A 26900-nucleotide genomic window follows, 5' to 3' on the forward strand; every position below is an offset into this window, starting at 1 on the left:
GGTCCAGCCTGGAAGGCTCAGGGGCTACTAGTCAGCCAATTATAAGGACCAAGCTCAGTCGGTTCAAGGCGACACCTATAATAAATCATCCTTCGCCTTCGCCCCTATTACCGTCGCAAATTATCCAGCACAATCGCCGTAGCAATGCCTGCATTCAGGGATTCGGCTTCGCCGAACCGGGGAATGGTGATGCGTTTCTGAATGAAGCCTTCGTTTTCCGGACGAATGCCGTTGGCTTCATTACCAATCACAATGTATCCCGATTCACTAAAGCTTAAGCCGTGAATGGATTCCCCGTCGAGGAAGGTACCGTAAACCGTCTGGGTTTTCTCCTGTTCGAAAAATTCCTGCAGCGGGACATAATACGTTTGTACACGCGTAAAGGAACCCATACTGGCTGCAATCACCTTCGGATTGTACACATCCACGCAGGAAGTCGAGCAGATAATCTTTTTTATTCCGTACCAATCGGCAATCCGAATGATGGTTCCGAGGTTACCCGGATCGCGTATATCATCGAGTACCAGAGCAAATTCCTGGCCCCGTACCCGCAGCGGAAGGTTCTCTTTCGTTTCTGCAATGGCCAGAGCGGCATTGTTGGATTGCAGGGTTCCAACCTTTTCGAGTTCATCTTCCGTCACCAATTCAGCCCGGAAGGGTTGCTCGTCGAGTAGCTTTTGGTTTTCTTTGTAAAATGTATCCGTTACAAACAGAGCCTGAAGTCTAAAATCAGCGGTCAGTAACTCGCGGACACTCTTGCCGCCTTCTACCAGAAATGCTCCCGATTCCTGCCGGTGCTTTTTCTGCTGAAGCAGGCGTATTTGTTTTTGCCACTTTTGTGAGATCATTGTCCCGTATACTTATGCCATTCCCAACGAGGAAGAAATACAGTCATCTGCTGGTGATAGGAATGGCTTTTCTTGGTTTTCTAGCTGCCTGCACCCGTAATACCGAACTACGGCGAGGCGAGTATCTTTTAGCCAAACAGACCATCAAAGGTAACAAGGAAATTCCGAACGAAGAGCTCGAAGCCCTTTTACCCCAGGAATCGAACCGGGTTCTGATTACGCAGCCCATTACGCCTTTTCTGTGGGTGTATCAGATTGCCCGCCCCGATTTTCTAAAGTACAAAAAGCCCCGTTTCGAACGGGAAATCCGGGAATATCAGGCCCGTATCGAACAGATTCGGAATGCTCCGGATTCGACACAATCCCGCAAAAATCTGCGTCGGATTGAGCGGCTTGACCGCAAGATTGACCATAATCGCCTGGCGATTGAACAGGGCCACTGGTGGATGCGGGTTGTGGGCGAACCGCCCGCCATCATCACCGAAGAAGACGCCCGTCAGAATGCCCAGAACCTCCAGGCCTTTCTGCGTACCAACCGGGGTATGTTTGATGATTCCGTGCGGTACAAGCTTGACACGGTCAAATTTCGTCGGGTAAAAGTGCTCTACGAAGTACAGCAGGGGAAACCTTACGTACTGGATTCCATCCGGCTGGTCACCGTTGATCCCCGCATTGACAGCATTCTCCAAAATGCCCGGGGCATTCGCTTTCTGCGAAAAGGAAACCGGGTCGACGAGCGTAATTTCAGTGCCGAACGCGAACGGGTGGAAGCCTTGTTGCGAGACCGGGGGTACTACGGCTTCTCGAAGGAGAATATTTCGTTTACCGGCACCTACGACACCTCACTGGCCGAGCCCCTGAAGCACCATATGAATGTCACGATGGTGATCGATTCGGTGCCGTTCCGCTATCCCTATTACCAGATTAATTCGGTTACATTCGTAGTCGATGGTCGCGATCCTTCCGAACCCTCTTCACACCTGGACTCGACCGTTTACAATGGCATTCGGTACATTTTCGTGGGGAAGAAATATTCGACCCGACTACTCGATGCCAAGCTGAAGGTACGTCCCGGAGCTACCTATAACCAGACGTTTCACAACGAGACGCTACGGATGCTGGGGACGCTTGATCAATTCAAATTCCCGAACATAACCTACGATACGGCCAGTAATCACCGGTTGAATGCACTGGTATACGCCCAGCCGCTGCAACGGTATGAGCTTACGTCGGAGGTGGGTATGAACGTGTACCAGGGTTTGCCCGGTCCTTTTTTGAATGGAGCCTTACGCATCCGGAATTTCTTTCAGGGACTGGAAACGCTGGAAATTGCCGGAAAGGCGGGTTACGATGGTCAGCCCGGTTTTACCCAAAGCTCGCAGAATCTGGCCTTCAAGGATCAAAACTTTGAAGCGGGTCTGAATACTTCACTGATTTTTCCGCAATTACTGATTCCGGCGGCAATGAAAGTTCGCTACAGCAACAGTGCCCCGCGTACCCAGGTCGGGATTGGTTATTCGTTCAGCGACCGGAAAGATTTTCGGCGTACGGGCTTTAAACTGGCGATGAATTATTCCTGGCAAATTTCGTCCAAGGAAACGTTTTACTTCAGTCCGCTGGACATTAACCTGATCAATACCAGTCGTCAATCCGACGCTTTTCAGCAATTTTTGCAGCAGCAGCAACTCGCCGGTAATAACCTTATTTTTACCTTCAATCGGTCGTTTGTTTCCAGCATCAGCGGCTCGTACGTGTATAACGATAACAACCTGAACTTAAACACCTTCCGTCGGACGAAGTACTTACGCGTTTTCGCTGAATCGGGTGGTACAACCCTGAACTTACTCTCGCGTAGCAGGCAGGATCAGTTGACCGACAACGAGGATCTCCGCTATTATAAATTCCTGAAAACCAGTGTTGATTACCGAGTTTATGTTCCCTTACGCCGCCGGGGGCGGTCCATGCTCGTCTTCCGGGCGTTTGGAGGCATTGGTTGGGAGTACTCCAAGAATGGGGGAATTTTGCCCTACGAAAAGGCCTTTTTTGCCGGGGGAGCCAACTCGATGCGGGGCTGGAATCCGCGTAAGTTAGGGCTAGGAGCCCAGGCGGCCAGTTTTGATACACTCAAGTCAGGAGTGGTCGTTCCGAGTTACAAATTCGAACGCCCTGGTGATGTTCAACTCGAACTCAATGCCGAATGGCGGTTTCCCCTGTTCAAGCTTTTTGGCGATTTCAATGGAGCCTTATTCGTGGATGCCGGAAACGTATGGTTACTGCGAACGAATCAGACCGAGTCGCAATTTAAGCCGGGTAGCTTTCTCAGTCAGACGGCTCTCAATGCGGGTTTTGGCCTGCGTTTCGATAAGTCGTTCTTCATCTTACGAGCCGACTGGGGTATCAAGCTTTACGAACCCGCCCGCCCGCGTGCCGATGGTGGTTTGGGTCAATGGGTAGTAGGCGATATGTTCAATTCAACACTGGACAATCGGTATCGTCCGGAACTACGGTTTGGAATTGGGTATCCGTTTTAAGGCTTTCATTTAGCGGAACGTTTCCCTGATGCTGTTTAAACTCGCTGTACAACGTCATCCCTAAAAGCCGCCATTCCAGTATTCCCGTCACATTATATTTTAATGTGTTTCCAGCGGGATTCACGGCTATAAACTTTGGTTTCCAGACCACACCACCCATAAGGCCATTCATGGTTGAATAAGCATCTATGACGACGACATTACTGGAATCTTTAGCCGGTCCGTACAGTAGATACAGATTGTAGCTGGACAGTAGTTCTTTTTGCAACTTGACCTGAATTCGACGTATAGCCTGCTCTGCTACCCTATTTCGGGATACTAGCCCTGTTTCTCTACTTCATCCGCTTGGTTTGTACCAGACTTTCCAGCGGATGAAAAGACGCCAACGACAAAAATAGCCGCCGCCCACCAGCCCAGATTTTGCCGGAGTAACTGCGTAGCTTTCAAACACAAATAGAGAAAATAAAGCAGTATAGCCAGGTTGAGAAGATTCCAGAGCAGGTGGAGCATAGATAGCGTATACGATGGTGAGGTGGAGACAGAGTACAGTAAAAGTACTTCAAAATTTCTGCGTATAAACTAGAAACAACCTACTAAAGTACACTGTTCATCCTGGTACCAGAGAGCCTTTTGGGTAGTTTACGCTGGTAGTTCCAGATTAAATTGTCCAGTAACCTGGGATTCATTTCGTATCCTTTCAAAACGAGTTGGCTCGATACTTCCGCCAAGAGCACTTGTGCTTCTTCAAGGGTTACCGTACTTCCAGTAATCGCTTTCAGGAAATCCCTCACCATCCGATCGGGCTTGATAAGCTGATCGTTTCCCGCCAGCATGAAGAAGTAGCTCAAGCAAATACCACTGGCCTGTCCGGGAATACGCTTGATCTTTTGTTCGAAATTCGTATCCGTGATGAGGCGAGGTACATCCTGAAAGTACTGCACATCAAAATCGGCTAGTACCCGTAAAAATCGACTGACGGCTTCCGCTTTCAGAATTCCGTTTAGTGTAGAGGTTCGCTGTTTATTCCGGTAGACCTCCAGAGCCAGTTTTTCGGGCGATTCATGCTCAACTTTTTCCAGAAAAGCCGCTACTGAAATCTGTTGTGCCGGATCAATAGGTAAAGAGCCATGGTCCCGAAAAAGGGTATGACCGACCAGTGGCTCCATTCGCCGGACGACGTTTCGGACGGATTCGTACTTCACGCCCATGGAAAACACACTGTCTACCACACAGAGCGGAAGATGAGCGTAATAATATTCAGGGTCTAGTTTAGGATTCGAGAAATCGAGTTTTTGCAAACAAAAATCAGTAACCAGGTCGAGGGTTGTTGGGGTAGGCATGGGCAATGATTGATCAGTAAAGGTTTCAGTATAACTATCAGCGTACGAACGGAAGGTTATCAAAATTGGGAACTTTCATTCATTTTCCTGATTTACCCATCAGTATGGGACTAGCAAATCAGAGAGCCTCTCAACTCCTGTCACTCCCTTTAACACAAAATCCAGCTTTTCGAAACCCATTCTTTACTGACAATCTGTCAGCTTTTTTATACCTTTGTACTTCTGAATTCAACGAACATTTAGATATGTAAGCGGAAAGCCTGAGGCTCAACGCTCCGAGCACCCATGAAGACCTTAGAAATCCTGACTCCTGAAGATAAGCAAGGCATTGACCTTCCCCGTTTACTCGAGGATGAGCAAAATGCCCTTGGTAAAAAGAAATTATATATTGAAAGCTACGGCTGTCAGATGAACTTCTCCGACAGCGAAATCGTGGCTTCCATCATGCGGGAAAAAGGCTTTGCGACGACTTCCAGCATTGACGAGGCCGATCTGGTTCTACTTAACACCTGTGCTATTCGCGACAACGCCGAACAGAAAGTACGGAACCGTTTAAGCACTTTTACCAGCCTGAAACGCCGCAAACCCGACACTATGATTGGTGTACTGGGCTGCATGGCCGAACGTCTCAAAGCGAAGTTACTGGAAGAAGAAAAAGTGGTTGACATGGTCGTAGGCCCCGATGCGTACCGTGACCTGCCCCGCTTGCTCGACGAAGTAGAAACGGGCCAGAAAGCCGTAAACGTTTTTCTTTCCAAGGAAGAAACCTACGCCGATATTGCTCCGGTACGCCTGAATTCCAACGGCGTAACGGCCTTTATCAGCATTATGCGGGGTTGCGACAACATGTGCAGCTTCTGCGTAGTACCCTTCACGCGGGGTCGCGAACGTTCGCGGGATGCGTATTCCGTCGTGCAGGAAGCCCAGGATTTGTTTGCACAGGGCTACCGGGAAGTGACGCTGCTGGGCCAGAACGTGGATAGCTACAAATGGGCTTCGGAAGACGGAACCGAGCAGGTAAACTTTGCCGGATTGCTGGAAAAAGTAGCCCTGGTGAGTCCGGAGTTGCGGGTACGCTTCAGCACCTCCCACCCCAAGGATATTACGGACGAAGTACTCTACACCATGAAGAAGTACGACAACGTCTGCAACTACATTCACCTGCCGGCCCAAAGCGGCAATTCCCGCGTACTGAAAATCATGAACCGGACCTACGACCGGGAGTGGTACATGAACCGGGTAGACGCCATTCGTCGGATTCTGGGCAATGACTGCGGCATTTCGCAGGATATGATCGCTGGGTTCTGTACGGAAACGGAGGAAGAACACCGCGATACGCTTACGCTCATGGACTACGTCAAGTACGACTACGGGTACATGTTTGCCTACTCCGAGCGTCCGGGTACGCCAGCGGCTAAGAAGTTCGTCGATGACATTCCGGAGGACGTGAAAAAGCGTCGCCTCAACGAAATCATTGCCTTACAGCAGCAGCACAGCCTCGAACGTAATCAGCAGGCCATTGGTAAGGTGCACAAGGTACTCGTGGAAGGAACGTCCAAACGTTCTGCCGAGCATCTGCAGGGCCGTAACGACCAGAATAAGGTCGTTGTGTTCCCCAAACATAACTTCACCAAAGGTCAGTACGTGAATGTATTGGTTACGGATTGTACGGCGGCAACCTTGCTGGGCGAACCCGTTCTTTAGAGCATAGATCCCCGAAAAAGAGTATGGCCTGGCATTCGTTAGGCAATACTCTTTTTTCCCATTTGTCCATTCTCTAAGCTCTATCCATTACACACATGTCACCTCAGGAAATACAATCCATAAAATCGCGGTTTGGCATCATTGGTAATTCATCAGCACTGAATTACGCCATCCAGATCGCAGCCCAGGTCGCTCCTACCGATCTGACGGTACTCATTACCGGAGAAAGCGGAAGCGGGAAAGAGTCGTTTTCCAAGATTATCCATCAATTATCGACCCGTAAGCACGGCCAGTTTATTGCGATCAACTGCGGAGCCATCCCCGAAGGGACCATTGATTCCGAGTTGTTCGGGCACGAGAAAGGAGCCTTTACCGGAGCCGTCGATGCTCGGAAGGGTTATTTTGAAGTGACGGACGGCGGTACCATTTTCCTTGATGAAATCGCTGAAATGCCGTTGGGTACGCAGGCCCGGCTCTTACGGGTACTCGAAAACAAGGAGTTTATCCGCGTCGGTTCTTCCAAAATCATGAAGACCGATGTTCGGGTCGTAGCCGCCACCAACGTTAATCTGATGCAGGCGGTGGAGAAAGGCCGCTTCCGGGAAGATTTGTACTACCGTCTGAATACGGTACCCATTTTCGTACCACCCCTGCGGGACCGGGGCGATGACGTACTGATGCTCTTTCGGAAATTTACGGCGGATTTCAGCGAACGCCAACGCATCCGCCCCGTACAGCTCACCGAAGATGCCCGGGAGGTACTGCTGAGTTACCGTTTTCCGGGAAATATTCGCCAATTAAAAAATTTGGCGGAACAGGTTTCCATCCTCGAAGAAGAACGCACCATCAATGGTCGTTCGTTGCTCAAGTACATTCCGGATGCCCAGCGTTCGTCCCTACCGGACGTATTCCGGGACGGCCAGAGCCAGGATTTCAACGAACGGGAGTTACTATACAAAGTACTCTTCGATCTCAAACGCGACGTAACGGAACTGAAAAAGCTGTTCGTGGAAATGGCTCAGAATGGTGCGGGCGACGGTGAAATTCTGCGGCAACACGCCAATCTGTTTCAGGGCGTGACCGACGAACCCGTTAATTTTAGTGAAAATCATACGCCGACCCGGTATCTGCCCGTTTCGACTACGGCTACGCCGCCCGCAACACCCAATGTCTTTTCGCTGGATCCGTCCAACGATTCCAGCTTTGAGGATGTGACGGACGAGTCGGAAGATGAATCGCTTTCGCTGGAAAAGAAAGAGAAAGAAATGATTATCAAAGCTCTGCGTAAGAACGGCAATAAACGTAAAAATGCGGCTCAGGCCCTCGGCATCTCCGAACGGACGCTGTACCGGAAAATCAAACAGTATGAGATTGATGAAGAGTAGTCCTTTCCGCGGCAACAAAACCCTACGCCGCACCTTATTACTCCTCCTGATTCTGCTACCGGGCGTTCTGTTGAACGGTTGCGGTCCGTATTCCTTTTCGCCAGGCGGGAAATTGTCAGCAGATCTAAAGACCATTACAATTAACAACTTCGTCATGAATGCGGCGGGTGGACCGGCTACCCTGCCCAACACCTTTACCGAACAGCTTAAAGAGTATTTCCAGCGAAATACCCGTCTACAACTTAAACCGGGCGGCGATGGTGACTTGTTAATCGAAGGAGCCATTACGGGTTACGACGTGACGCCGCAGGCTCCTACGGCCCAGGATAAGGCGGGTTTGAACCGACTAACCATCACCGTTACGGTTCGGTTTGTGAATACCAAAGATGAATCAGCGAGTTTCGAACAACCTTTTTCGTTTTTCCGCGATTTCCCACAAACCCAAACCCTGAATCAGGTCGAAGGACAGCTGATTCCGCCCATTCTGGAACAGATCATTCTGGATATTTTTAACAAAACAGCGGGCGACTGGTAATATTTTTCTAAAAAACCCAAGAAAATTTCTACGAACTCTTCCCTACTCAAGGGATTCATTTGTAAGAACCTGCTGCGGTTTTATTCAACGATTACTTTAGACATCTCTTACCAGTGAAAAGCAGGAACTATTGATTCCGGAGCAGGAAATTCTGTATCTTAGAATCTACATTTTAAAGTTTCCCCTGGCCATTTTGGCTAGACGGACCTCCTCCACTGGGCACCTTATGCAACGCGATATTTTTTCTTATCTTGTTACCAATCCAACCGATCTTTCATCGGATGATGTGGCTTATCTCAAAGAATTGGTAGAACATTACCCTTTTTGTCAAACCGGGCACGTACTGCTGGCAAAAGGTTATACCGATCAGGCCGATCATACGGATGCCCCAGCGGCTTTACGCAAAGCGGCTGCCTATTCGCTGAGCCGCAACGCCCTGCGTAAATTCATTGGAGGAGAATTTCCGGCAGCAACTACTCCCACCGAAGAACAACGCCTACCGTTTACGCGTCGCCATCCCCGGGAAGTAGAGGAAATCACAACGCAGCCCGTTCCGGTTTTCGAAACCATCAATCCGGTACACGCCCTACGAGGCCTGGATTATTCGGAAGTACTGCTCAAAAAATCGGAAGAAAAAGCTGAAAAAGAGAAGTTTGAAACGCCCGCGTACGATCAGTTGGCTATCATTGATCGCTTCATTCAAGCCGAACCCCGGATCGGTCCATTCCGGGCTAAACCCGGTCCAAGCGACGAAGAACCCGTGGATCTGGCTTATAAACAACAAGTCTCTAGCAGCACGCCTCTAACGGAAGCGTATGCCAAAGTACTGGCCCGGCAGGGAAAAACGGAGAAGGCCATTGAAATCTACGAAAAGCTACAGTTGAAGTTTCCAGAAAAAAAGGCGTACTTTGCAATCAAAATCGAGGAACTGAGAAGTCGACTTTCCTTGTTTTAAACGTGCACACCATTTCTCCTTTTTATAAAAGAACCCAATGTTTACTACGTTAATTATCCTCTCCATCATTGTGGCTGCCTTATTAGTCCTGGTGGTATTAATTCAAAACCCTAAAGGCGGTGGACTTTCACAGTTTACCGGAGCCGGTTCCCAACAACTCTTTGGCGTGAAAAAAACGGGTGATCTACTCGAACAACTCACCTGGGGTTTTGGTGGGGCCATTGCCGTATTTGCTCTGGTTTCGGTATTCTTCCTGACGGGTCAGACTGCCGGTGATGGAATGGATGATGGCTTAGGTTCGGCAGCTCCGGCGGTAACGGCTCCCGCTCCCCGTCCGGCAACGCCCGCTCCGACGACTCCGGCTCAACCGGCTCCCGCTCAACCGGCACAGCCTCAGAAATAAGAAATTCAGGTATAGAAAAACCCTCCGAACTTTCGCTCGGAGGGTTTTTCGTTTTTACAGCGTATGACTTAAACCGGAGCTTAGGTTGAGCGAATCAATCTTCTACGGCCTGAGCCACTTTTTGCCGGGCTATGGGAAGCAACGTTTCGTCCATGGGATAGCCCAAGGTACTTTCTACCAGATACGAGGCCGGATTGGGCAGATCCTTATTCTTTCGAACCAGTTCCATCTTGATACTTTCGAACGTCGTGGTGTAGCTCTTGTTACGCGAATCGATCAGGTGAGTTTCGACCCGTCGGCTCGGCGGGGCTGTACTTTCGAACAACTGCACTTTGTACTGATAAATCCGTAGCTCACGGTTGATGTTCTCGTACACAAACAGATAACCCTCTTTTCGGAAAAGTGGCATAATGCCAATCGGAGCGATAGACAGGGCCTGGGTGACGTGCTGAAAGAGCGTTTTCCCAGTACTCAGCGTATGTTCGAGCCGGGGTATGGCGTAGCTTAGAATTTCATCTACTTCCTCCAGCGGTTGTAAGGCTTCGAATTCACTGGTGTACTTGAGTTGCCATTTTTCGCGGTCGATGCCCACCAATTTGCGGCGAATACGGTCTGACCACTGGCTTTGTTGTTGCTGTAACGCCAGACTTTCCTGGTAATGAAGCTGTAAATCTGACAGTTCAGGGAAGAGTTTTTTTCCTGAAAATGTTCATTGACATGTTTCAGGTAGGCCAATAACTGGTATTTTTTGTACTCAAAATCCAGTAATCCGTCGGTAATCCAGGTTTTTTGCAACTTTTTCATACCCTCCTGGTTTATATTTTAATCCCCGAATCTATTCTTTTCCAATAAATCGCCAAATATTTTAACAGTAATTTCCTAAAGTAAAAGTCATTCATTTGGTTTGCCAGGCTTTTTGCAGCAATTGTCAGCAAGTTCGGTAAAATTGACAGACAAATTGGGCTGGCACAGGAATCGTAGTCAGGCTACCTAACCAGATGGTTAATCGAAAAGTTAACAAATCTATCTCATCACTAACATGTCAGTAAACGTCAAACCTTTGGCAGACCGCGTTCTGGTAGAACCGGCTCCCGCAGAAGAAAAGACTGCGTTCGGAATTATCATTCCCGATACCGCCAAAGAAAAACCTCAACGCGGAGTAGTAGTGGCTGTTGGCCCAGGCAAAAAAGATGAACCCCTGACGGTTAAAGAAGGCGATACCGTACTATACGGTAAATACTCAGGTACGGAGATCTCTTCCGACGGAAAAGATTACCTCATCATGCGGGAATCAGACATCCTGGCGGTACTTACTGAAGCAGCGGTTGTTGCTTAATTTCCTTTTACATCCCAACGTGAACCTTGATTCACACTACAACACATTATAAAGTCATTTAGCTATGGCAAAAGAACTTTTTTTTGACACCGAAGCTCGTGATCGCCTGAAGCGTGGCGTTGACGCTTTGGCAGATGCAGTTAAAGTAACCCTCGGCCCTAAAGGTCGTAACGTGATCATCGATAAAAAATTTGGCTCTCCGGCCATCACCAAAGATGGGGTGACGGTAGCTAAAGAAATCGAGTTGAAAGATGCTCTGGAAAACATGGGTGCTCAACTCGTGAAAGAAGTAGCTTCCAAAACGGCTGATCAGGCGGGTGATGGTACCACGACGGCTACGGTTCTGACACAGGCGATCTACTCGATCGGCGTGAAAAACGTAGCAGCAGGTGCAAATCCGATGGATCTGAAACGCGGTATCGATAAGGCCGTAGGTAAGATCGTTGAAAACCTGAAGTCACAATCACGTGCCATCAGCACTTCCAAAGAAATCGCTCAGGTGGCTACCATCTCTGCTAACAATGACCACGAAATCGGTACGATGATTGCCGATGCCATGGATAAAGTAGGCAAAGAAGGTGTGATCACGGTTGAAGAAGCTCGCGGTACTGAAACCGAAGTAAAAACGGTAGAAGGTATGCAGTTTGACCGCGGTTACCTGTCTCCTTACTTCGTGACCAACCCGGACAAAATGGAAGCCGATCTGGATCGTCCCTTCCTGCTGATTTCTGAGAAGAAAGTTTCTTCGATGAAAGAACTGCTGCCCGTACTGGAGCAAGTAGCTCAAACCGGTCGTCCGTTGATCATCATTGCGGAAGACGTAGACGGTGAAGCTCTGGCTACGCTGGTGGTTAACAAAATCCGTGGTGCCCTGAAAGTGGCTGCTGTAAAAGCTCCTGGTTTCGGTGATCGTCGGAAAGCTATGCTGGAAGACATCGCGATCCTGACGGGTGGTACGGTAATTAGCGAAGAGCGTGGTTTCAAACTCGAAAATGCTTCGATTGAATACCTGGGTCAAGCTGAGAAAGTCCTGATCGACAAAGACAATACGACGATTGTAAACGGCGTAGGTGCGAAAGAGGACATTACGGGCCGCGTAAACCAGATCAAAACGCAGATCGAAAATACGACTTCGGATTACGACCGTGAGAAATTGCAGGAACGTCTGGCGAAATTGTCAGGTGGTGTAGCGATTCTCTACATCGGTGCGGCTACCGAAGTTGAAATGAAGGAGAAGAAAGACCGCGTTGACGATGCTCTGCACGCGACTCGTGCGGCCGTTGAAGAAGGTATCGTAGCCGGTGGTGGCGTAGCCCTGATCCGTGCCGTTGCCGCTCTCGAAGGCTTCAAAGGTGACAACGACGACCAGACGACGGGTGTGAACATCATTCGTCAGGCCATCGAAGCTCCCCTGCGTACGATCGTAGCTAACGCCGGTGGCGAAGCTTCTGTAGTAATCAATGCCGTGAAACAAGGTACGGGTGACTATGGATACAACGCTCGCGAAGACCGTTACGAAAACATGATTGCAGCCGGTATCATTGACCCGACGAAAGTAACGCGTCTGGCTCTGGAAAACGCTGCTTCGGTAGCGGGTCTGTTGCTGACTACTGAATGCGTAGTAGCTGACAAGCCTGAAGATAATCCTGCTCCTGCTGCCGGTCCTGGCGGAATGGGTGGCATGATGTAATTCATAGATCATTCTCTAAAAGCCTCTTCGATAACTCGGAGGGGCTTTTTTTATGGCTTTCGGGAACGAACGTTACCCTCTGCTATTAAGGGCGATTAAGTCTCACTGACTGATGCAAGTTTCCAAATTTGTACCTAATAATTAGGCAGATTCTTACCTGCTTTTATTGCTTAAACTAATCACCGAAATTGGAAACTGCCGGATGATGGTTACAGACTTTATAAACCTGTAGGTTACTAACTTCAAGGATATAGAAAAGGCTTCTCAAGTAGAGAAGCCTTTTCTATATCCTTGGATGGCCTTAATTCAATCGGAACCACTGGAAACCGTAGCCATCCATGGCCAGCGAATACGAACCCTCGGCAACGGGTTTAACCGTTTTTTCATTGAGTAAGTCCCGCAAAGACTTGCCTTTCCATTCGGCCATTCGCAGTTGAATGTTCTGTTTTTCCTTACTGAAATTATGGGCCACCACGATTGATTTATCTTTCCACTTGTACTGCATCACCAGTACCGTAGACGTTGTAGCGGGCAGAATGGTCCATTCTCCCCAGCCAATTTCCGGGCATTCGCTTCGGATTTTAATGAACTTCTTGATGGTGTTCAGCAGTGACTTCTGGTCTTTCTCCTGGGTCGCTACGTTCACTTTCTGATACGCATAGTCCCCCTGACTGATGACGGGATGAAAGGTTTTGGCTGCCGTAGAGAAGCCCGCGTTTTTCTGCGTATTCCACTGCATGGGCGTGCGTACCGAGTTGCGTTCTTTCAGGCTCAGGTCATCCCCCATACCAATCTCTTCCCCGTAGCGTAAGCTTGGCGTACCCGGCAAGGCAAATAATAAACTATAGGCCAGATCAATTTGCTTCCGGTTACCCAACATCGGAGCCAGCCGGCGACGGATACCCCGATCGTACAAACGCATGTTTTCTTTCGGGCCGAATTTGGAATACACTTCTTCCCGAGCTTCGTTGCTCAGTCGGCCCAGGTCAATTTCATCGTGATTCCGTAGAAACCAGGCCCATTGATTGGCGGGTGAGTGATCGCGGGTTTCGATCAGGGCTTTTTTGAACGTTTCGATATTTTCGGAAGCCAGGGCCGAGAATAGGTACTGATTTCCGTAGAAGTTGAACATCATTTGAATCCCTTCGCCGTATTTACCGAGAAATTTGTCCGTCTCCTTCGGATCGACGTTAGCCTCTCCCAGTACTGCAGCATCGGCTTTGTGCCATTGGATGAATTGCCGCAAACCATAGAGCAGATCAAATTGCAACATGGGATTTTTCATGCCGCTCTGAGGGATTTCCATGTAAAAAGGCACCGCATCCAATCGGAATCCGGAAATGCCGAAGTCCAGCCAGTGTTTGACAATTTTGCGAATCTCTACTTCGACGTCCGGATTCTGAGCATTCAGATCGGGTTGAAAATCGTAAAAACGGTGGAAATAGTACTCCTGAGCCAGTGAATCGTAGGTCCAGGTTTCCTTTTGTACGCCGGGAAATACCATGCCCTCGTCGGCATCCTTTGGCCGCTCCTTACTCCAGACATACCAGGAGCGATACGGTGAATTTTTGTCCTTCCGGGCCGCTTGATACCAGGGGTGTTGATTGGACGTATGGTTAATCACCAGATCAATAATCACCCGCATCTCCCGCTTGTTACATTCCTCGATCAATTGCTTGAAATCAGCTTCGGTTCCGACGCGGGGATCGATCTTATAAAAATCCGCTACATCATATCCATCGTCCTCCAAGGGAGACGGATGAAAGGGCGATAGCCAGATTACCGTTATGCCGAGGTCTTTCAGGTAATCCAGTTGCTGAATCAAACCTTTGAAATCGCCCATGCCATCCCCGTCGGAATCTTTGAAGACTTTTACGTCGAGGTTATAGATCAGGGCCCGCTTGTACCAGATTTCTTCGACAAAATCCGTCGGAATGGGTGCTGGTGGGGCGGTAGGTGCTTCGGTCTGGGCGAAAGAGAGCTGGGTACTTAGGCAAGCTAGAAAAATAAGCCATTTCTTCATACAGCGGTGTAAATAGGGTTGATTATACGTTATGGTTTTCTACTTAAAAAATGATACGAAGCAGTTTTTTGCCCGTAAGTCTCCCCAGGTCTTGAAAATGAATGCTTTGGTCGTAATCTGGACGAGGGCATTTGGCAGAACTTTGGGGTTTCCTTTTCTTTGATTACATGAAACGTTTTTTCCTCCTGCTGACCATCGCACTACGTATGCAAGCCGCTTTTGCCCAAGATCTGGAAACGATTTTTGAACGAACCAAGGGAGCCGAAACCCCTACCTACGAGCAGGGAATGGCCTATTTCCGGCAACTGGATCAGCAATTTCTGCAGGTACAGATGCGTACGATGGGCGTAACCGACTCGGGCGAGCCGCTGCATTTACTGGTGATTTCGAAGGATAAAAATTTTGATCTCGCCCAGCAGCGAAAGAAAGGGAAGGCCATCTTTCTCATTGATAACGCCATTCACCCCGGCGAACCCGACGGCGTAGATGCCTGTCAAATGCTTCTGCGAAACCTGCTCACTAGCAAAGACGGCCTCAAACTGCCCGACAACGTCGTGCTCTGCGTGATTCCTTTTTATAACATTGACGGAGCCCTGAACCGTAATTCGACCAGTCGGGTGAATCAGAATGGTCCGAACTCCTACGGTTTCCGGGCGAATGGACAGAATTATGACCTCAACCGGGATTTTGTAAAAGCCGACAGCCGCAATGCGATGGCTTTTGCTGAAATTTTTCATCTCGTTGACCCTGACGTTTTTGTCGATACGCACGTGAGCAACGGAGCCGATTACCAGCACGTAATGACGCTCATCGCTACGCAACACAGCAAACTGGGCGGTGGATTGGGGCCGTTCCTGCACACGAAAATGGAGCCCTATCTGTACGAGCAGATGAAAGCCAAAGGCTATCCGATGACGCCCTACGTGACCAACTTTGGGCCGAATGTGACGAAGGAAGGCTTCAGCGGTTTCATTGACTATCCCCGATACTCCACGGGTTTTGCGGCGATGTTCCAGACGCTCGGCTTCATGCCCGAAACGCACATGCTGAAGTCGTACGAGCAACGGGTCAAATCAACTTATGAATTGCTAAAAATCTATCTGGAATTTACGGTAACGAACGCTCAGGAAATCATGCGTTTGCGAAAGGCCGACCGGGAGGCCGTTCGAACGCAGCAGGAGTTTCCACTGGCCTGGAAAAAGAACGAAAGTCGCTCCCGGCCTATTGAATTTCTGGGTTACGAGCACGGGTACAAACCCAGTGAGGTATCCAGCAACCGCGATTGTACTACGACCGCAGTAAGCCGTTTCAGATGAGCGTTCCGTATTATGACTACTTCGTGCCGACCCTGACCGTGAAGAAACCGAAAGCGTACCTCATTCCGCAGGCCTGGTGGCCCGTGATTGAACGGCTGAAAGCGAACCACGTAGTCATGAAGCAACTCGACCAGGATACCACGGTGAGCGTAGAAGCGTACCGGATTGAATCGTACCAGACCTCACCCCGCCCCTACGAAGGGCATTACCCGCATTCGGACGTCAAGGTGAGCACGCATACGCAGTCGATCCATTTCCGTAAAGGCGATTACTATGTGGAATGTAATCAGGACAAAAATCGCTACCTGGTGGAAACATTGGAACCAACGAGTCCGGAAGGATTTTTTGCCTGGAATTTTTTCGATTCCATCTTACAGCAAAAGGAAGGGTTTTCGGATTACGTATTCGAAGATCTGGCGGCTGAGTTCCTGAAAAGCCACCCGGAAGTCCGGCAGAAGCTGGAAGAAAAGCGGACTCAGGATCCGGCTTTTGCTAAAAATGGCCGGGCTCAACTGGAGTTTGTGCACAAGCTTTCGCCGTACTATGAGCCGGAGCATATGCGGTATCCGGTGTTTCGGGTTTTGTAAAGTAGTTGTTGGTTACTGGTTGTAAGTTGCTGGTAAGGTTTGCTTCCTTATCTGTACCTGTTGTAGGGATTAGTAAGGGGGAATCAGGCTTCGTTGATTGCATCGAGGCTTCTTCTAAATAGGCGAACGGGTAAGCTCAAGACCAGTCAGCCGTCCATAACATACAGCGTTTACAAGAAGGTGGCGTTTTGATAATAAACCCCGAAAATCAAATTTTCTATCATTAAAACAGCCGGACGAAAACGTCCGGTTTTGTTTTTTTCAGGTCGCTCGCACGAAATTTGTGCAAGTTTTGCAAATCTTTTCACGTATTTCTTACCGCCTATGCTCTTTATGTCAGGACTCAAGTACGCCGCCGTTTTTCTGTTGACTTTTGCTGTTGCCCCGCTGGCTCATGCGTTCATGGTTTCTGATTCGTTACGATTACGGGAAGAAGTTCAAACCGACACCCTACCGCCGGGCGTTGAAAATTTCCCGAGCCTAATTCAGGTGACCCGTCCTCCCGCCGATACGCTCAAACACTTCACCTACGCCATTACGCTGGGCGGTGATTACCGCAGCGGCAACGTGCAGCGGAGTTTGTATACGCTGGTCACGTCGTTTGATTACTTTAATCCCAAATCCATCCTGGGCCTGTATACGTCGCCACGGTATACCTATGGTACCATTAACAAGGAATTGCAGGAACGGGAGCTGTTTGTGGATCTAAACGCTACCCTATGGTACAATCAGCACGATGTGTATCTGATGGGTTTTGGGGTACATGAGGAAAGTAACCTTCGACAGATTTCTAATCGCTGGTACGGAGGAGCGGGTTTTGGCTGGCGAGTTCTGGGCGGAAGAAAGGTGCCCAATACGCTGGTAAAAATCTCCATGACGAATGCGATTATTTTCGAATACACCGACTTTCTAAACGCTGAAGATGTTCGAGTGATTCGTAATTCTACCCGTATTCGGGTTGGTCTTACCAAAGATAAACTCGCCTTCAATAGTACCGTCTTCGTACAGCCCGCTTTGAACATGGCCAACCTTCGCTGGAGTTCGCTGAGTACGCTGGCTTATGCATTAGGCAAACGGCTCGCTCTTTCGCTGACGGCGGATCATACCTATGAAAGTGTGGTACTACCGGGGAAGAGACGTACGGATTTTCACTGGGCGATTGGGTTGACGTTTAAGAACTAATGAGGTAGGTGCAGGTGCCCCGCATTGCATGCGGGGCTAATCAAATTGAACCCCTCCGGGGTTAGGTATAGAACTGCACGTTTCTAGCCGATACTTGTCATTGAAATGTTGGGTCCTCATCTTACCGTTTCCATATCGAAGTGCGGTAACGCCAGCGGGCCGGGTTGTCCGTAGCATCTGCTACGGACTGTTCTAGTGGGTAGGCTGTGCCTACCGGGCTGTTCGAGTCCCCGCATTGCATACGGGGCTATGCGTATTGAACTCCCTCGGGGTTGGCCACTAGGGAGGACAGAACTACTGGTGCTCGTTTCTAATTGCTTTGTTTCTACGAACACTCATCAAACCTTTCCTTGAACTTACTCCGAGACAATCCGACCGTCCAGCATTTCCAGCTTGCGATCGGCCATTTGGGCAAGTTCTTCGTTGTGCGTGACCAGTACGAAAGTCTGATTGAGTTCATCCCGCAACTGAAAAAACAACTCGTGCAATTCGCGGGCATTGCGGGAATCCAGGTTGCCGGAGGGCTCATCGGCGAAAATCACGGCGGGCGAATTGATCAGGGCTCTGGCTACGGCCACCCGCTGCTGTTCGCCACCGGAAAGCTGACTGGGATAGTGTTTTTCCCGATGGGAAAGGCCCAGTTTCCCCAGTAACATCTGGGCTCGTTCTTCCGTTTGCTGCGTTTTGCCGCCAATCCAGGCCGGAATACAAACATTTTCCAGAGCTGTAAATTCGGGTAGCAGGTTATGAAACTGGAAGATAAAGCCAATGCGTCGGTTTCGAAACTCGGCCAGGGCTTTGTCTTTTAAACTACTGATTTCCTGTCCGTCCAGAAATATCTGACCGGAGTCGGGTCGGTCAAGCGTTCCCAACAGATGCAGCAGGGTACTTTTGCCCGCTCCCGAGGCTCCCACGATTGATACGATTTCGCCAGGCTGGATTTGTAAATCGATTCCTTTGAGTACGGGCAGGGCTCCGTATGATTTAACGAGTTGACGAGCTTCGAGCATGAATGTTGAATCCTAAACTTTTGTTAAACGGAGGGTCCGGGGCTTTTTGCCGTCCTTCTCTTTCCGTATTACTATTCCGATGGGCCGAAATTCTTATCCCTTTCCAGAGCGAATAAGACCCTTATTACGATCTGTTTATCAAGGCCTTATCACTTCTACCCCCTTCTACTCCATCGGTCGTAGCTATATTTTGTTGAGCAAAGTTCCTAAACTTTGTCAAACATAACTCAAAGACTTTATTGATTTCTCCCTAATTTTCGGGCCGTAAAGTGAAACCTCACTCAACTTCCTAATGAACATACACGAATACCAGGCGAAAGAGATCCTCAAACGATACGGAGTCCGTATTCAGGAGGGCATCGTCGCTGACACACCCGACAAAGCGGTAGAAGTAGCCCGCGAACTCAACATCAAAACGGGTACGAAATGGTTTGTGGTGAAGGCTCAGATTCATGCCGGAGGCCGTGGTAAAGGCGGTGGCGTAAAACTGGCTAAAAACTACGAAGAAGTCCGTGAGAAATCAGGACAGATTCTGGGCATGCAATTAGTCACGCACCAAACCGGTCCCGAAGGTAAGAAAGTACATAAGGTTCTGATTTCCGAAGACGTGTACTATCCCGGAGCTACGGAGCCCAAAGAATTCTATCTGGCTATCCTGTTGGATCGTGCCAAAGCCTGTAACGTCATCATGGCGTCTACGGAAGGTGGTATGGACATCGAAGAAGTAGCCGAACACTCACCCGAGAAAATCATCAAGGAATGGATCGATCCTAAAGTGGGTCTTCAGGGCTTCCAGGCTCGGAAAATCGCTTTCGCTTTAGGTCTTGAAGGCGATGCTTTCAAAGAGATGGTGAAATTCATTGGCTCTCTTTATAAAGCATACATCGATACGGATGCTTCTCAATTCGAGATCAACCCCGTATTGAAAACGTCCGATAACAAAATTCTGGCCGTTGATGCGAAAGTGAACCTCGACGACAACGCTCTGTATCGCCACACGGATCTGGCCGAAATGCGGGACGTTCGCGAAGAAGATCCTCTGGAAGTAGAAGCGGGTCATTACAACCTGAACTACGTGAAACTAGACGGCAACATTGGCTGTATGGTGAACGGTGCAGGTCTGGCCATGGCTACGATGGACTTGATCAAACTGTCAGGTGGTGAGCCTGCCAACTTCCTCGACGTAGGGGGTGGAGCTAACGCCCAGACGGTAGAAGCAGGTTTCCGTATCATCCTGAAAGATCCGAACGTAAAAGCGATCCTGATCAACATCTTCGGTGGTATCGTTCGTTGCGACCGCGTAGCTACGGGTATCGTGGAAGCGTACAAAGCAATCGGTAATATCCCCGTCCCCATCGTCGTTCGTCTGCAAGGAACGAATGCCGAAGAAGGAGCGAAAATCATCGATGAATCAGGTCTGGAAGTACACTCAGCGGTACAATTGAAAGACGCGGCTGATCGTCTGAAAGATGTATTAGCCACTGCATTCTAGGGAGTTTTCAGTTTACGGTTCTTCGTTTTCAGCGACTAGAAACGTAGATTGTCAAACAGAAAGAAGGCCGCTCGATGGAGTGGCCTTCTTTCTTTCAATAGTTTTCAGTCTTCTGTTTACAATTTTCAGTAGCTTCAAACTAAAAAAGGAAAGGCCACTCTTTGGAGTAGCCTTTCCTTTTTTGCAACGTTCGTAGTTTCAATTTTACCGAAATCGCTTTATTACAACAACTGAAAACGGTAAACCGAAAACTGCAAACTAACCCTATCGGCGGGCGTAGTATTTCTCGGCTTCCGGCAACAGCTTCTTCAGATCATTGATCCGTTGTTGATCTGAGGGGTGCGAAGAAAGCAGTACGGGAGGCTTCTGAGCATTCTTGCTGGCCTCAGCCATACGTCCCCAGAAGGTAACTGCCTCTTTCGGATCATAACCCGCCATGGCCATAAAGATCAGTCCCAAGTGATCCGCTTCACTTTCGTGCTGACGACTGTACCGCAGAATAGCCAGGTTAGCCCCAATGGGAGCCGCTACGTTAAAGACCGTACTCCAGACATTACGGGCCTGCGTGGGCTTATTAGCATTGGCTACGCCCAACGCCACCTGTCCGCCCGTGAGCAAGCCCTGGGCTACGTACTGCTGACTGACGCGTTCGGATCCGTGCTTCGCAATGGCGTGCGAAATCTCGTGACCCATCACCGTAGCTAATCCCGCTTCCGTCTGAGCAACGGGAATCAAACCTGTATACACGACCACTTTACCACCGGGCATACACCAGGCGTTTACCTGATTATCCTGTACCAGGTTAAATTCCCAGTTATAGCCATCCAGGTACTCGGGGTGCTTGATCTCATTAAAATACTTGGTAGCCGCTGCGGCAATTCGCTCGCCTACCCGCTTCACCATTTGCGTATTGGCGTTGCCGTTGGAAATAACTTTGTTAGTATCCAGAAACTGCTTGTAGCTCACCAGAGCCTGCTGATTCATTTCTGCATCGGATACGAGTAATAATTGATTCCGGTTTGAGATAGGTACTCGACTACACGCCCATATCGTTGTAGCCAGTACAATACCCAGGGCAAAGGTTCTTTTCATGATTGTGGAAATGCTAAATGAGGAAATGCACTAATGAATTGTAAAGTACTTGTTAGAAAATCCTGTACCGAACCCGCAAAGTGCTTCGGGATCGCTTAGCTTTGCATACAGGTCGGTTCAGCCTCCAAAAATGAGGAATAAAACCCACTTGATTGCTTTTTGATCAGTATTGTCTTCGAACATTCATCATTTATGCGGATTTTTTGCATTGGGCGAAATTATGCCGAGCATATCGCCGAACTACAAAACGAGCGGCCCGCCGAGCCTGTTATATTCAGCAAGCCCGATTCTGCCATTTTAAGAGAAAATAACGCTTTCTACCTGCCCGACTTTACGCAGGATGTTCATCATGAACTGGAAATCGTATTGAAAATCAATAAGCTAGGCAAAAATATTCCGGTACAGTTTGCGGATAATTATTACGAAGAAATTGCTCTGGGTATTGATTTCACCGCTCGTGATGTGCAGTCCAAGCTAAAAGCCAAAGGACTTCCCTGGGATATTGCCAAAGGTTTCGACAGTTCGGCCCCTATTTCCAAGTTTGTGCCGAAAAGTCAGTTTCCGGAATTTCCCAAGCTCAATTTCAATCTTACCATCAACGGCGAAACCCGTCAGGTGGGTGACACGACGATGATGTTGTGGTCCTTTGGGGAAATTATTGCCTATTTATCGAAATTCTTTACCTTAAAAATTGGTGATTTGATCTTTACCGGAACGCCCGCGGGTGTGGGTCCCGTACAGATCGGTGACCGGCTGGTGGGTACACTGGAAGGTCAGGAATTACTGAATTTCGAAGTCAAATAATTCTACAGCCAACCTGAAACAACCCCGGGTTGGCTGATCCATTTTCTTACGTATTCGTCTTGCTAGCTCGTATTCTTTCGTTGGCCTGGGTACTAGCCTTTTCCGCCGCCGCCCAGCAACCGTACCTTTTTCCTATTTTACCCGGACAAACCGCTCAACTGGCCGGTACCTTTGCCGAGCTTCGGCCGCAGCATTTTCACGCAGGTATCGACATCAAAACCCAGCAACGCGAAGGACTTTCGGTACAGAGCATTGACCGGGGGTACGTTTCCAGGATTATCGTTAGTCGTACAGGATACGGCAATGCGGTTTTTGTTACGCATCCATCCGGCGAAACCAGCGTCTATGCTCACCTGCAACAGTTCAATCCGCGGATTGCTCAGTACGTGTATCAACAGCAGGTAGCCCGCCATTCACCCGAAGTGGTGCTTACGCCCGCTTCCAGTACGCTACCGCTGCAACGGGGCGAAGAACTGGGCCTTTCGGGTAATTCGGGGGGGTCCATGGGGCCACACCTGCACTTTGAAATCCGGAATGCACAAGGGATCAACGTTGATCCGCTGAATTATTCCTTTGCAGAAGTACACGATAACATTCCCCCCGTGCTCGAAGCACTAGCCGTCCGTACCCTGGATGCGAATGCCCGGGTTGAAGGCCGTTTTGGTCGTATGGAGTATGGCTTTATTAAGGAAGAATCGCCGAAGCCTTCCGTGCACCTGTATCGGTTACGGGATACGCTACGAATGGTGGGGGAAATGGGGCTGGAATTACTGGCGTACGATCAGAGTAACGGCTCTGCTTCCAAAAATGGACTAAGTTGCGTGGAAGTACATGTGGATGGCCGCGAGCTGCATTTTCACCACCTGGCTCAGGTACCCGAAGCCTATACCGACGACATTAACATTCACACCGATTACGCCACGTATTTCGAAACGGGTCGCTTTTTCCAGCGTTGCTACAAAGCGGATGGCAATGACCGCGTACCGATTTACTCCCCCCGCGACGGACGTTTACGCGTCAACCCCGGAGCCATTCATCAGGTGACGATTACTACTTGGGATCATTTTCAGAACAAATCGCAACTGCATTTTGTGGTGAAAGGCGATCCGAAAGAAGGCCGCTCCGCGGATCCTTCCATACGCTGGACGGTGGAAGAAAACTGGCTGGTGGTGAAAGGGGCTCTGGCCGATTCATTACAGGTCTATCTTCCTGGAAAACATCAGATTCTGAGTCCAGCGTACCCCAGCTGTTACCTCTGGGATTTACGTCAGGGTTTGCCCGATTCACTTGATACGGGTTCGCAGCTGATTCGGTTTTCGTTCGTGGGTACGGCTTATCCCAAAAAACCGGGACGACTTAGCAGGGACCGCCTGGAGCTGGAATGGAAATCCGAAAGTCTCTACGATACGTTATTTCTGAATCTTCAGGAAAAGAATGAAAAGCTACTGATTGGCGATCCGACGGTGCCCCTGAAGGGTAAAGTCACGATTCATTACCAGCCCGAAAGCCCCATCTCCGAATACGAGAAAACGGCCCTGTACCGGGATGGCGAACGGCCTGAATTCGTGGGCGGACAGTGGAAAGACGGCCGTATCCACGCCGAAACGCTGTACCTGGGCACGTACCGACTAGCGACGGATACGCTGGCTCCAACCATCACGCCGGTGAGTATAAATGCCCGCCAGCTTCGTTTTCGCATTAAAGACAATTTATCCGGGATTAAAACCTGGCAAACCCAGGTCGGTACGGAAACCGTCATACTGGAATACGACGCCAAAAATGATTTGCTGTTTTCGAAAATAAGGGAAGAAAATCGTCCTTTTCAGGGTGAATTACGCTTGGAAGTGACGGACAATTCAGGAAACAAAGCTACTTTTGAACGACCGAACCTCCATCCATAAATCGGGGATGTCCGTCATTAGCAGGAATTGTTTTCGGATAAGAAAAGAAGAAATTTTCCGATCCCGGTACGATTCCAGCCATACCCTTTTTAGTTTAGCAGGAATGGAAGTTACTGCTTTCCATTCCTAAAGCCTTACGTATCTATGTCTCTTCAAACTGGCGATCAGGCTCCGGCCTTTGAAGCAGCCGACCAGAATGGTCAACTCGTGAAACTCAGTGATTTCGCCGGAAAGAAGGTAGTCCTGTATTTTTACCCCAAAGATGATACGCCGGGTTGCACGGCTCAGGCCTGCAACCTCCGCGATAACTACGAAAGCCTGTTACAGGCGGGTTATGTCGTCCTGGGCGTTAGCGTAGACGATGAGAAATCGCACCAGAAGTTCATTAAAAAATACGAGCTGCCCTTCCCCTTGCTGGCTGATGCCGACCATAAAATCGTGGAAGCCTACGGCGTCTGGGTGGAAAAAAACATGTACGGCAAAACCTACATGGGTACGGCACGGACGACTTTCGTGATTGATGAATCCGGAAAAATTGCCCAGATCATCCGCAAAGTTGACACCAAGGACCACACCAGTCAGATTTTGCAATCGGCGTAAGTTTGTGTCGATTTCACACAGGTAATTTATCATTTAGTTATAGGGTTTGACTGGACTAAAGTACTCGTTTAAGCAGGCCCCTTTGTTTTCGCTTATCTACACATATGAATCTTCAGGAAATTGCTTCTCAGGTTCGTCGTGACATCGTCCGGATGGTACACGGCGTCAAATCAGGTCACCCCGGTGGATCATTAGGTTGTACGGACCTGCTGGTGAGTCTGTATTTCAAACACATGGATTTGAAAACCGACGAAAACGGCCAGGTGGTATTTAACATGGACGGAAACGGTGAAGATCTTTTCTTCCTGTCCAACGGTCACATCTCCCCGGTTTTGTATTCCGTTCTGGCTCATCGCGGCTACTTCCCACCCGCCGAGCTGGCTACCTTCCGTAAACTCGACTCGCGTTTGCAGGGTCACCCGGCAACAGCCGAGCATTTGCCCGGTATCCGCATCGCTTCAGGATCGCTGGGTCAGGGTCTTTCGGTAGCCATCGGTACGGCTCTAGGCAAGAAACTTAACGGTGATTCGCACCTCGTGTACGTACTCATGGGCGACGGTGAGCAGCAGGAAGGCCAGATTTGGGAAGCCGCTACGTTTGCTCCCCACCACAAAGTGGACAACCTGATTGCGTTCGTGGATTTCAACGGTCAGCAGATCGACGGTCCAACAGAGAAGGTCATGAACAACCGCGACCTCGGAGCTAAATATGAAGCTTTCGGCTGGACGGTTCTGCACATGGACGGCAACGATTACAACTCCCTGGATACGGTTCTCAGCGAAGCAAAAGGACTGACGGGTCAGGGTAAGCCCATCGTGGTCATTACCAAAACCGAAATGGGTCAGGGTGTTGATTTCATGATGCACACGCACAAGTGGCACGGTACGGCTCCCAACGACGAACAACTCGCCAAAGCCCTCGCCCAACTCCCCGAAACTTTAGGTGATTATTAGGAGCGTTTTCAGTTTCCGGTTGACTGTTTTCAGTTGTTGATTAACTCAAGGGTTTTCTCAACTTTGAAATCATCAATCAGAAATTGACTAGCTACTTCTTAATCCTGTACAGCGTTTGCAGTTTTCAATAGGCCATTCCTGGTATCCTGATCGAATCAGATAAGGATTTACAAACTGGTCAGTATTTAACTGAAAACTGTAAACTCTAAACTGAAAACTGACACAATGAAACAATATCCTTATACCGATAAAAAAGATACCCGCTCGGGTTTTGGAGCGGGCATGACCGAACTGGGTCGTACCAATCCTGACGTCGTAACGCTGTGTGCCGACTTAGTAGGATCCCTCAAAATTGACACGTTCATTCAGGAAAACCCCGATCGTTTTTTCCAGTGCGGTATTTCTGAAGCCAACATGATCGGCGTATCGGCAGGTCTGGCCATTACGGGCAAAATTCCCTTTGCAACGACATTTGCCAACTTCGGTTCCAGCCGCGTGTTCGATCAGGTACGTCAGGCTGTGGCCTATTCCAACAAGAACGTAAAAATCGCCGTATCGCACGCCGGTCTGACGCTGGGCGAAGACGGTGCCACGCACCAGGTCCTCGAAGACCTCGCCATGATGAAGGCTCTGCCCAACATGACGGTCATCAATCCCTGCGATTACAACCAGACGAAAGCGGCTACGATTGCTTCAGCGGCTTACGAAGGCCCCGTATACCTGCGTTTTGGTCGTCCGGTGATTCCGGTATTCATTCCCGAAGATATGCCCTTCGAGATTGGAAAAGCCATCACGCTGAACGAAGGTACGGATGTCAGCATTTTCGCAACCGGTCACCTGGTATGGGAAGCTCTGCAAGCCTGCCAGATGCTGGAAGATGAAGGTATTTCAGCCGAAATCATCAACATTCACACCATCAAGCCGCTCGATACGGAAGCCATCCTGGCCTCGGTACAAAAGACGGGTTGCTGCGTAAGTGCGGAAGAACACCAGGTGAATGGAGGTCTGGGTGAAAGCATTGCTCATACGCTTATTACCAACTACCTGGCTCCGCAGGAATTCGTTGGCGTGAAAGACACGTTTGGCGAAAGCGGTACGCCCGATGAACTGATGACCAAGTACGGTCTGAAAGCAGCGAACATCGTAGAAGCAGCTAAGAAAGCTATCGCCCGCAAAACGAAATAAGCTTGCATTGTTTCCTAAAGGCTAGTTC

At 49.3% G+C, this 26900-nt stretch carries 25 protein-coding genes; 17 read left to right on the forward strand and 8 right to left on the reverse strand.

What is annotated here, in order from left to right; translation table 11 throughout:
• Positions 1-107: 107 nt before the first annotated feature.
• Entirely contained in the window at positions 108-848 is a 741-nt protein-coding gene (locus tag BWI93_RS17130; RefSeq protein WP_094813530.1) for an RNA methyltransferase, read from the reverse strand.
• 62 nt (positions 849-910) lie between these two features.
• Here BWI93_RS17130 and BWI93_RS17135 point away from each other — a divergent pair, with 62 nt between their 5' ends.
• Positions 911-3379 carry a BamA/TamA family outer membrane protein gene (locus BWI93_RS17135; RefSeq protein WP_176454253.1) on the forward strand — a complete coding sequence of 823 codons (2469 nt, stop codon included), beginning with the start codon at positions 911-913 and terminating at the stop codon, positions 3377-3379.
• A gap of 318 nt (positions 3380-3697) precedes the next feature.
• On the opposite strand, the gene BWI93_RS17140 is transcribed toward BWI93_RS17135, so the two are convergent.
• Positions 3698-3889, reverse strand: coding sequence for a hypothetical protein (locus BWI93_RS17140; protein ID WP_094813450.1), 192 nt, complete (start codon positions 3887-3889; stop codon positions 3698-3700).
• A gap of 83 nt (positions 3890-3972) precedes the next feature.
• Entirely contained in the window at positions 3973-4719 is a 747-nt protein-coding gene (locus BWI93_RS17145; protein ID WP_199182012.1) for a hypothetical protein, read from the reverse strand.
• Positions 4720-5004: 285 nt separating this feature from the next.
• On the opposite strand from BWI93_RS17145, the gene miaB reads away from it, so the two are divergent.
• From miaB to secG, 5 genes are all read left to right on the forward strand, one after another.
• Positions 5005-6423 carry a tRNA (N6-isopentenyl adenosine(37)-C2)-methylthiotransferase MiaB gene (gene miaB, locus BWI93_RS17150; protein ID WP_094813452.1) on the forward strand — a complete coding sequence of 473 codons (1419 nt, stop codon included), beginning with the start codon at positions 5005-5007 and terminating at the stop codon, positions 6421-6423.
• A 95-nt stretch (positions 6424-6518) separates the two neighbouring features.
• Entirely contained in the window at positions 6519-7808 is a 1290-nt protein-coding gene (locus BWI93_RS17155) for a sigma-54-dependent Fis family transcriptional regulator (protein WP_094813454.1), read from the forward strand.
• Positions 7798-8343 (forward strand): LptE family protein, encoded by a 546-nt coding sequence (gene lptE, locus BWI93_RS17160; RefSeq protein WP_255157931.1) that lies wholly within the window; start codon positions 7798-7800, stop codon positions 8341-8343. The genes BWI93_RS17155 and lptE overlap by 11 nt, the downstream gene beginning before the upstream one ends.
• A gap of 226 nt (positions 8344-8569) precedes the next feature.
• A complete protein-coding gene (locus BWI93_RS17165) occupies positions 8570-9298 on the forward strand; it encodes a hypothetical protein (protein WP_141217502.1) in 729 nt (242 codons plus the stop codon).
• Between the two features lie 37 nt (positions 9299-9335).
• Positions 9336-9701, forward strand: coding sequence for a preprotein translocase subunit SecG (gene secG, locus BWI93_RS17170; RefSeq protein ID WP_094813460.1), 366 nt, complete (start codon positions 9336-9338; stop codon positions 9699-9701).
• Between the two features lie 94 nt (positions 9702-9795).
• Here secG and BWI93_RS17175 read toward each other — a convergent pair whose 3' ends face one another.
• Together BWI93_RS17175 and BWI93_RS27895 are read right to left on the reverse strand one after the other, a co-directional pair.
• Positions 9796-10293, reverse strand: a complete 498-nt coding sequence (locus tag BWI93_RS17175) for a hypothetical protein (RefSeq protein WP_141217503.1) — start codon at positions 10291-10293, stop codon at positions 9796-9798.
• Positions 10218-10505 (reverse strand): hypothetical protein, encoded by a 288-nt coding sequence (locus BWI93_RS27895; protein ID WP_176454254.1) that lies wholly within the window; start codon positions 10503-10505, stop codon positions 10218-10220. Before BWI93_RS27895 ends, BWI93_RS17175 begins: the two co-directional genes overlap by 76 nt.
• A 235-nt stretch (positions 10506-10740) precedes the next feature.
• On the opposite strand from BWI93_RS27895, the gene groES reads away from it, so the two are divergent.
• Positions 10741-11037: a co-chaperone GroES gene (gene groES, locus BWI93_RS17180; RefSeq protein WP_094813464.1), complete on the forward strand. Its 297-nt coding sequence runs from the start codon at positions 10741-10743 to the stop codon at positions 11035-11037.
• A 64-nt stretch (positions 11038-11101) separates the two neighbouring features.
• Positions 11102-12727 carry a chaperonin GroEL gene (groL, locus tag BWI93_RS17185; RefSeq protein WP_094813466.1) on the forward strand — a complete coding sequence of 542 codons (1626 nt, stop codon included), beginning with the start codon at positions 11102-11104 and terminating at the stop codon, positions 12725-12727.
• A gap of 301 nt (positions 12728-13028) precedes the next feature.
• On the opposite strand, the gene BWI93_RS17190 is transcribed toward groL, so the two are convergent.
• Entirely contained in the window at positions 13029-14750 is a 1722-nt protein-coding gene (locus BWI93_RS17190) for an alpha-amylase family protein (RefSeq protein ID WP_094813468.1), read from the reverse strand.
• A gap of 167 nt (positions 14751-14917) precedes the next feature.
• Between BWI93_RS17190 and BWI93_RS17195 the strand changes: the two genes are divergently transcribed.
• The 3 genes from BWI93_RS17195 to BWI93_RS17200 all read left to right on the forward strand — a co-directional run bounded on the left by BWI93_RS17195 (position 14918) and on the right by BWI93_RS17200 (position 17835).
• Positions 14918-16066, forward strand: coding sequence for a M14 family zinc carboxypeptidase (locus BWI93_RS17195; protein WP_255157932.1), 1149 nt, complete (start codon positions 14918-14920; stop codon positions 16064-16066).
• The gene (locus tag BWI93_RS28960; RefSeq protein ID WP_255157933.1) at positions 16063-16653 is read left to right on the forward strand and encodes a hypothetical protein; all 591 of its coding nucleotides are present in this window, start codon (positions 16063-16065) and stop codon (positions 16651-16653) included. Before BWI93_RS17195 ends, BWI93_RS28960 begins: the two co-directional genes overlap by 4 nt.
• A gap of 333 nt (positions 16654-16986) precedes the next feature.
• A complete protein-coding gene (locus BWI93_RS17200) occupies positions 16987-17835 on the forward strand; it encodes a DUF481 domain-containing protein (RefSeq protein WP_176454255.1) in 849 nt (282 codons plus the stop codon).
• Between the two features lie 356 nt (positions 17836-18191).
• On the opposite strand, the gene BWI93_RS17205 is transcribed toward BWI93_RS17200, so the two are convergent.
• Positions 18192-18845: an ABC transporter ATP-binding protein gene (locus tag BWI93_RS17205; protein ID WP_094813472.1), complete on the reverse strand. Its 654-nt coding sequence runs from the start codon at positions 18843-18845 to the stop codon at positions 18192-18194.
• A gap of 292 nt (positions 18846-19137) precedes the next feature.
• Here BWI93_RS17205 and sucC point away from each other — a divergent pair, with 292 nt between their 5' ends.
• The gene (gene sucC / locus BWI93_RS17210; protein WP_094813474.1) at positions 19138-20337 is read left to right on the forward strand and encodes an ADP-forming succinate--CoA ligase subunit beta; all 1200 of its coding nucleotides are present in this window, start codon (positions 19138-19140) and stop codon (positions 20335-20337) included.
• Positions 20338-20601: 264 nt separating this feature from the next.
• Here the strand turns inward: sucC and BWI93_RS17215 are convergent, their stop codons facing one another.
• Positions 20602-21429, reverse strand: coding sequence for a M48 family metallopeptidase (locus BWI93_RS17215; protein ID WP_094813475.1), 828 nt, complete (start codon positions 21427-21429; stop codon positions 20602-20604).
• 192 nt (positions 21430-21621) lie between these two features.
• Between BWI93_RS17215 and BWI93_RS17220 the strand changes: the two genes are divergently transcribed.
• From BWI93_RS17220 to BWI93_RS17240, 5 genes are all read left to right on the forward strand, one after another.
• A complete protein-coding gene (locus BWI93_RS17220) occupies positions 21622-22233 on the forward strand; it encodes a fumarylacetoacetate hydrolase family protein (protein ID WP_094813477.1) in 612 nt (203 codons plus the stop codon).
• Between the two features lie 29 nt (positions 22234-22262).
• Complete coding sequence (locus BWI93_RS17225; RefSeq protein WP_094813479.1) at positions 22263-24134, forward strand: M23 family metallopeptidase; 1872 nt, start codon at positions 22263-22265, stop codon at positions 24132-24134.
• Between the two features lie 144 nt (positions 24135-24278).
• Positions 24279-24734: a thioredoxin-dependent thiol peroxidase gene (bcp, locus tag BWI93_RS17230; protein WP_094813481.1), complete on the forward strand. Its 456-nt coding sequence runs from the start codon at positions 24279-24281 to the stop codon at positions 24732-24734.
• A gap of 104 nt (positions 24735-24838) precedes the next feature.
• The gene (locus BWI93_RS17235) at positions 24839-25687 is read left to right on the forward strand and encodes a transketolase (RefSeq protein ID WP_094813483.1); all 849 of its coding nucleotides are present in this window, start codon (positions 24839-24841) and stop codon (positions 25685-25687) included.
• Positions 25688-25912: 225 nt separating this feature from the next.
• Positions 25913-26872, forward strand: coding sequence for a transketolase family protein (locus tag BWI93_RS17240; RefSeq protein WP_094813485.1), 960 nt, complete (start codon positions 25913-25915; stop codon positions 26870-26872).
• The last annotated feature ends 28 nt before the right edge of the window (positions 26873-26900 follow it).

This window comes from Siphonobacter sp. BAB-5385 (assembly GCF_002261125.1).
Classification (GTDB): domain Bacteria; phylum Bacteroidota; class Bacteroidia; order Cytophagales; family Spirosomataceae; genus Siphonobacter.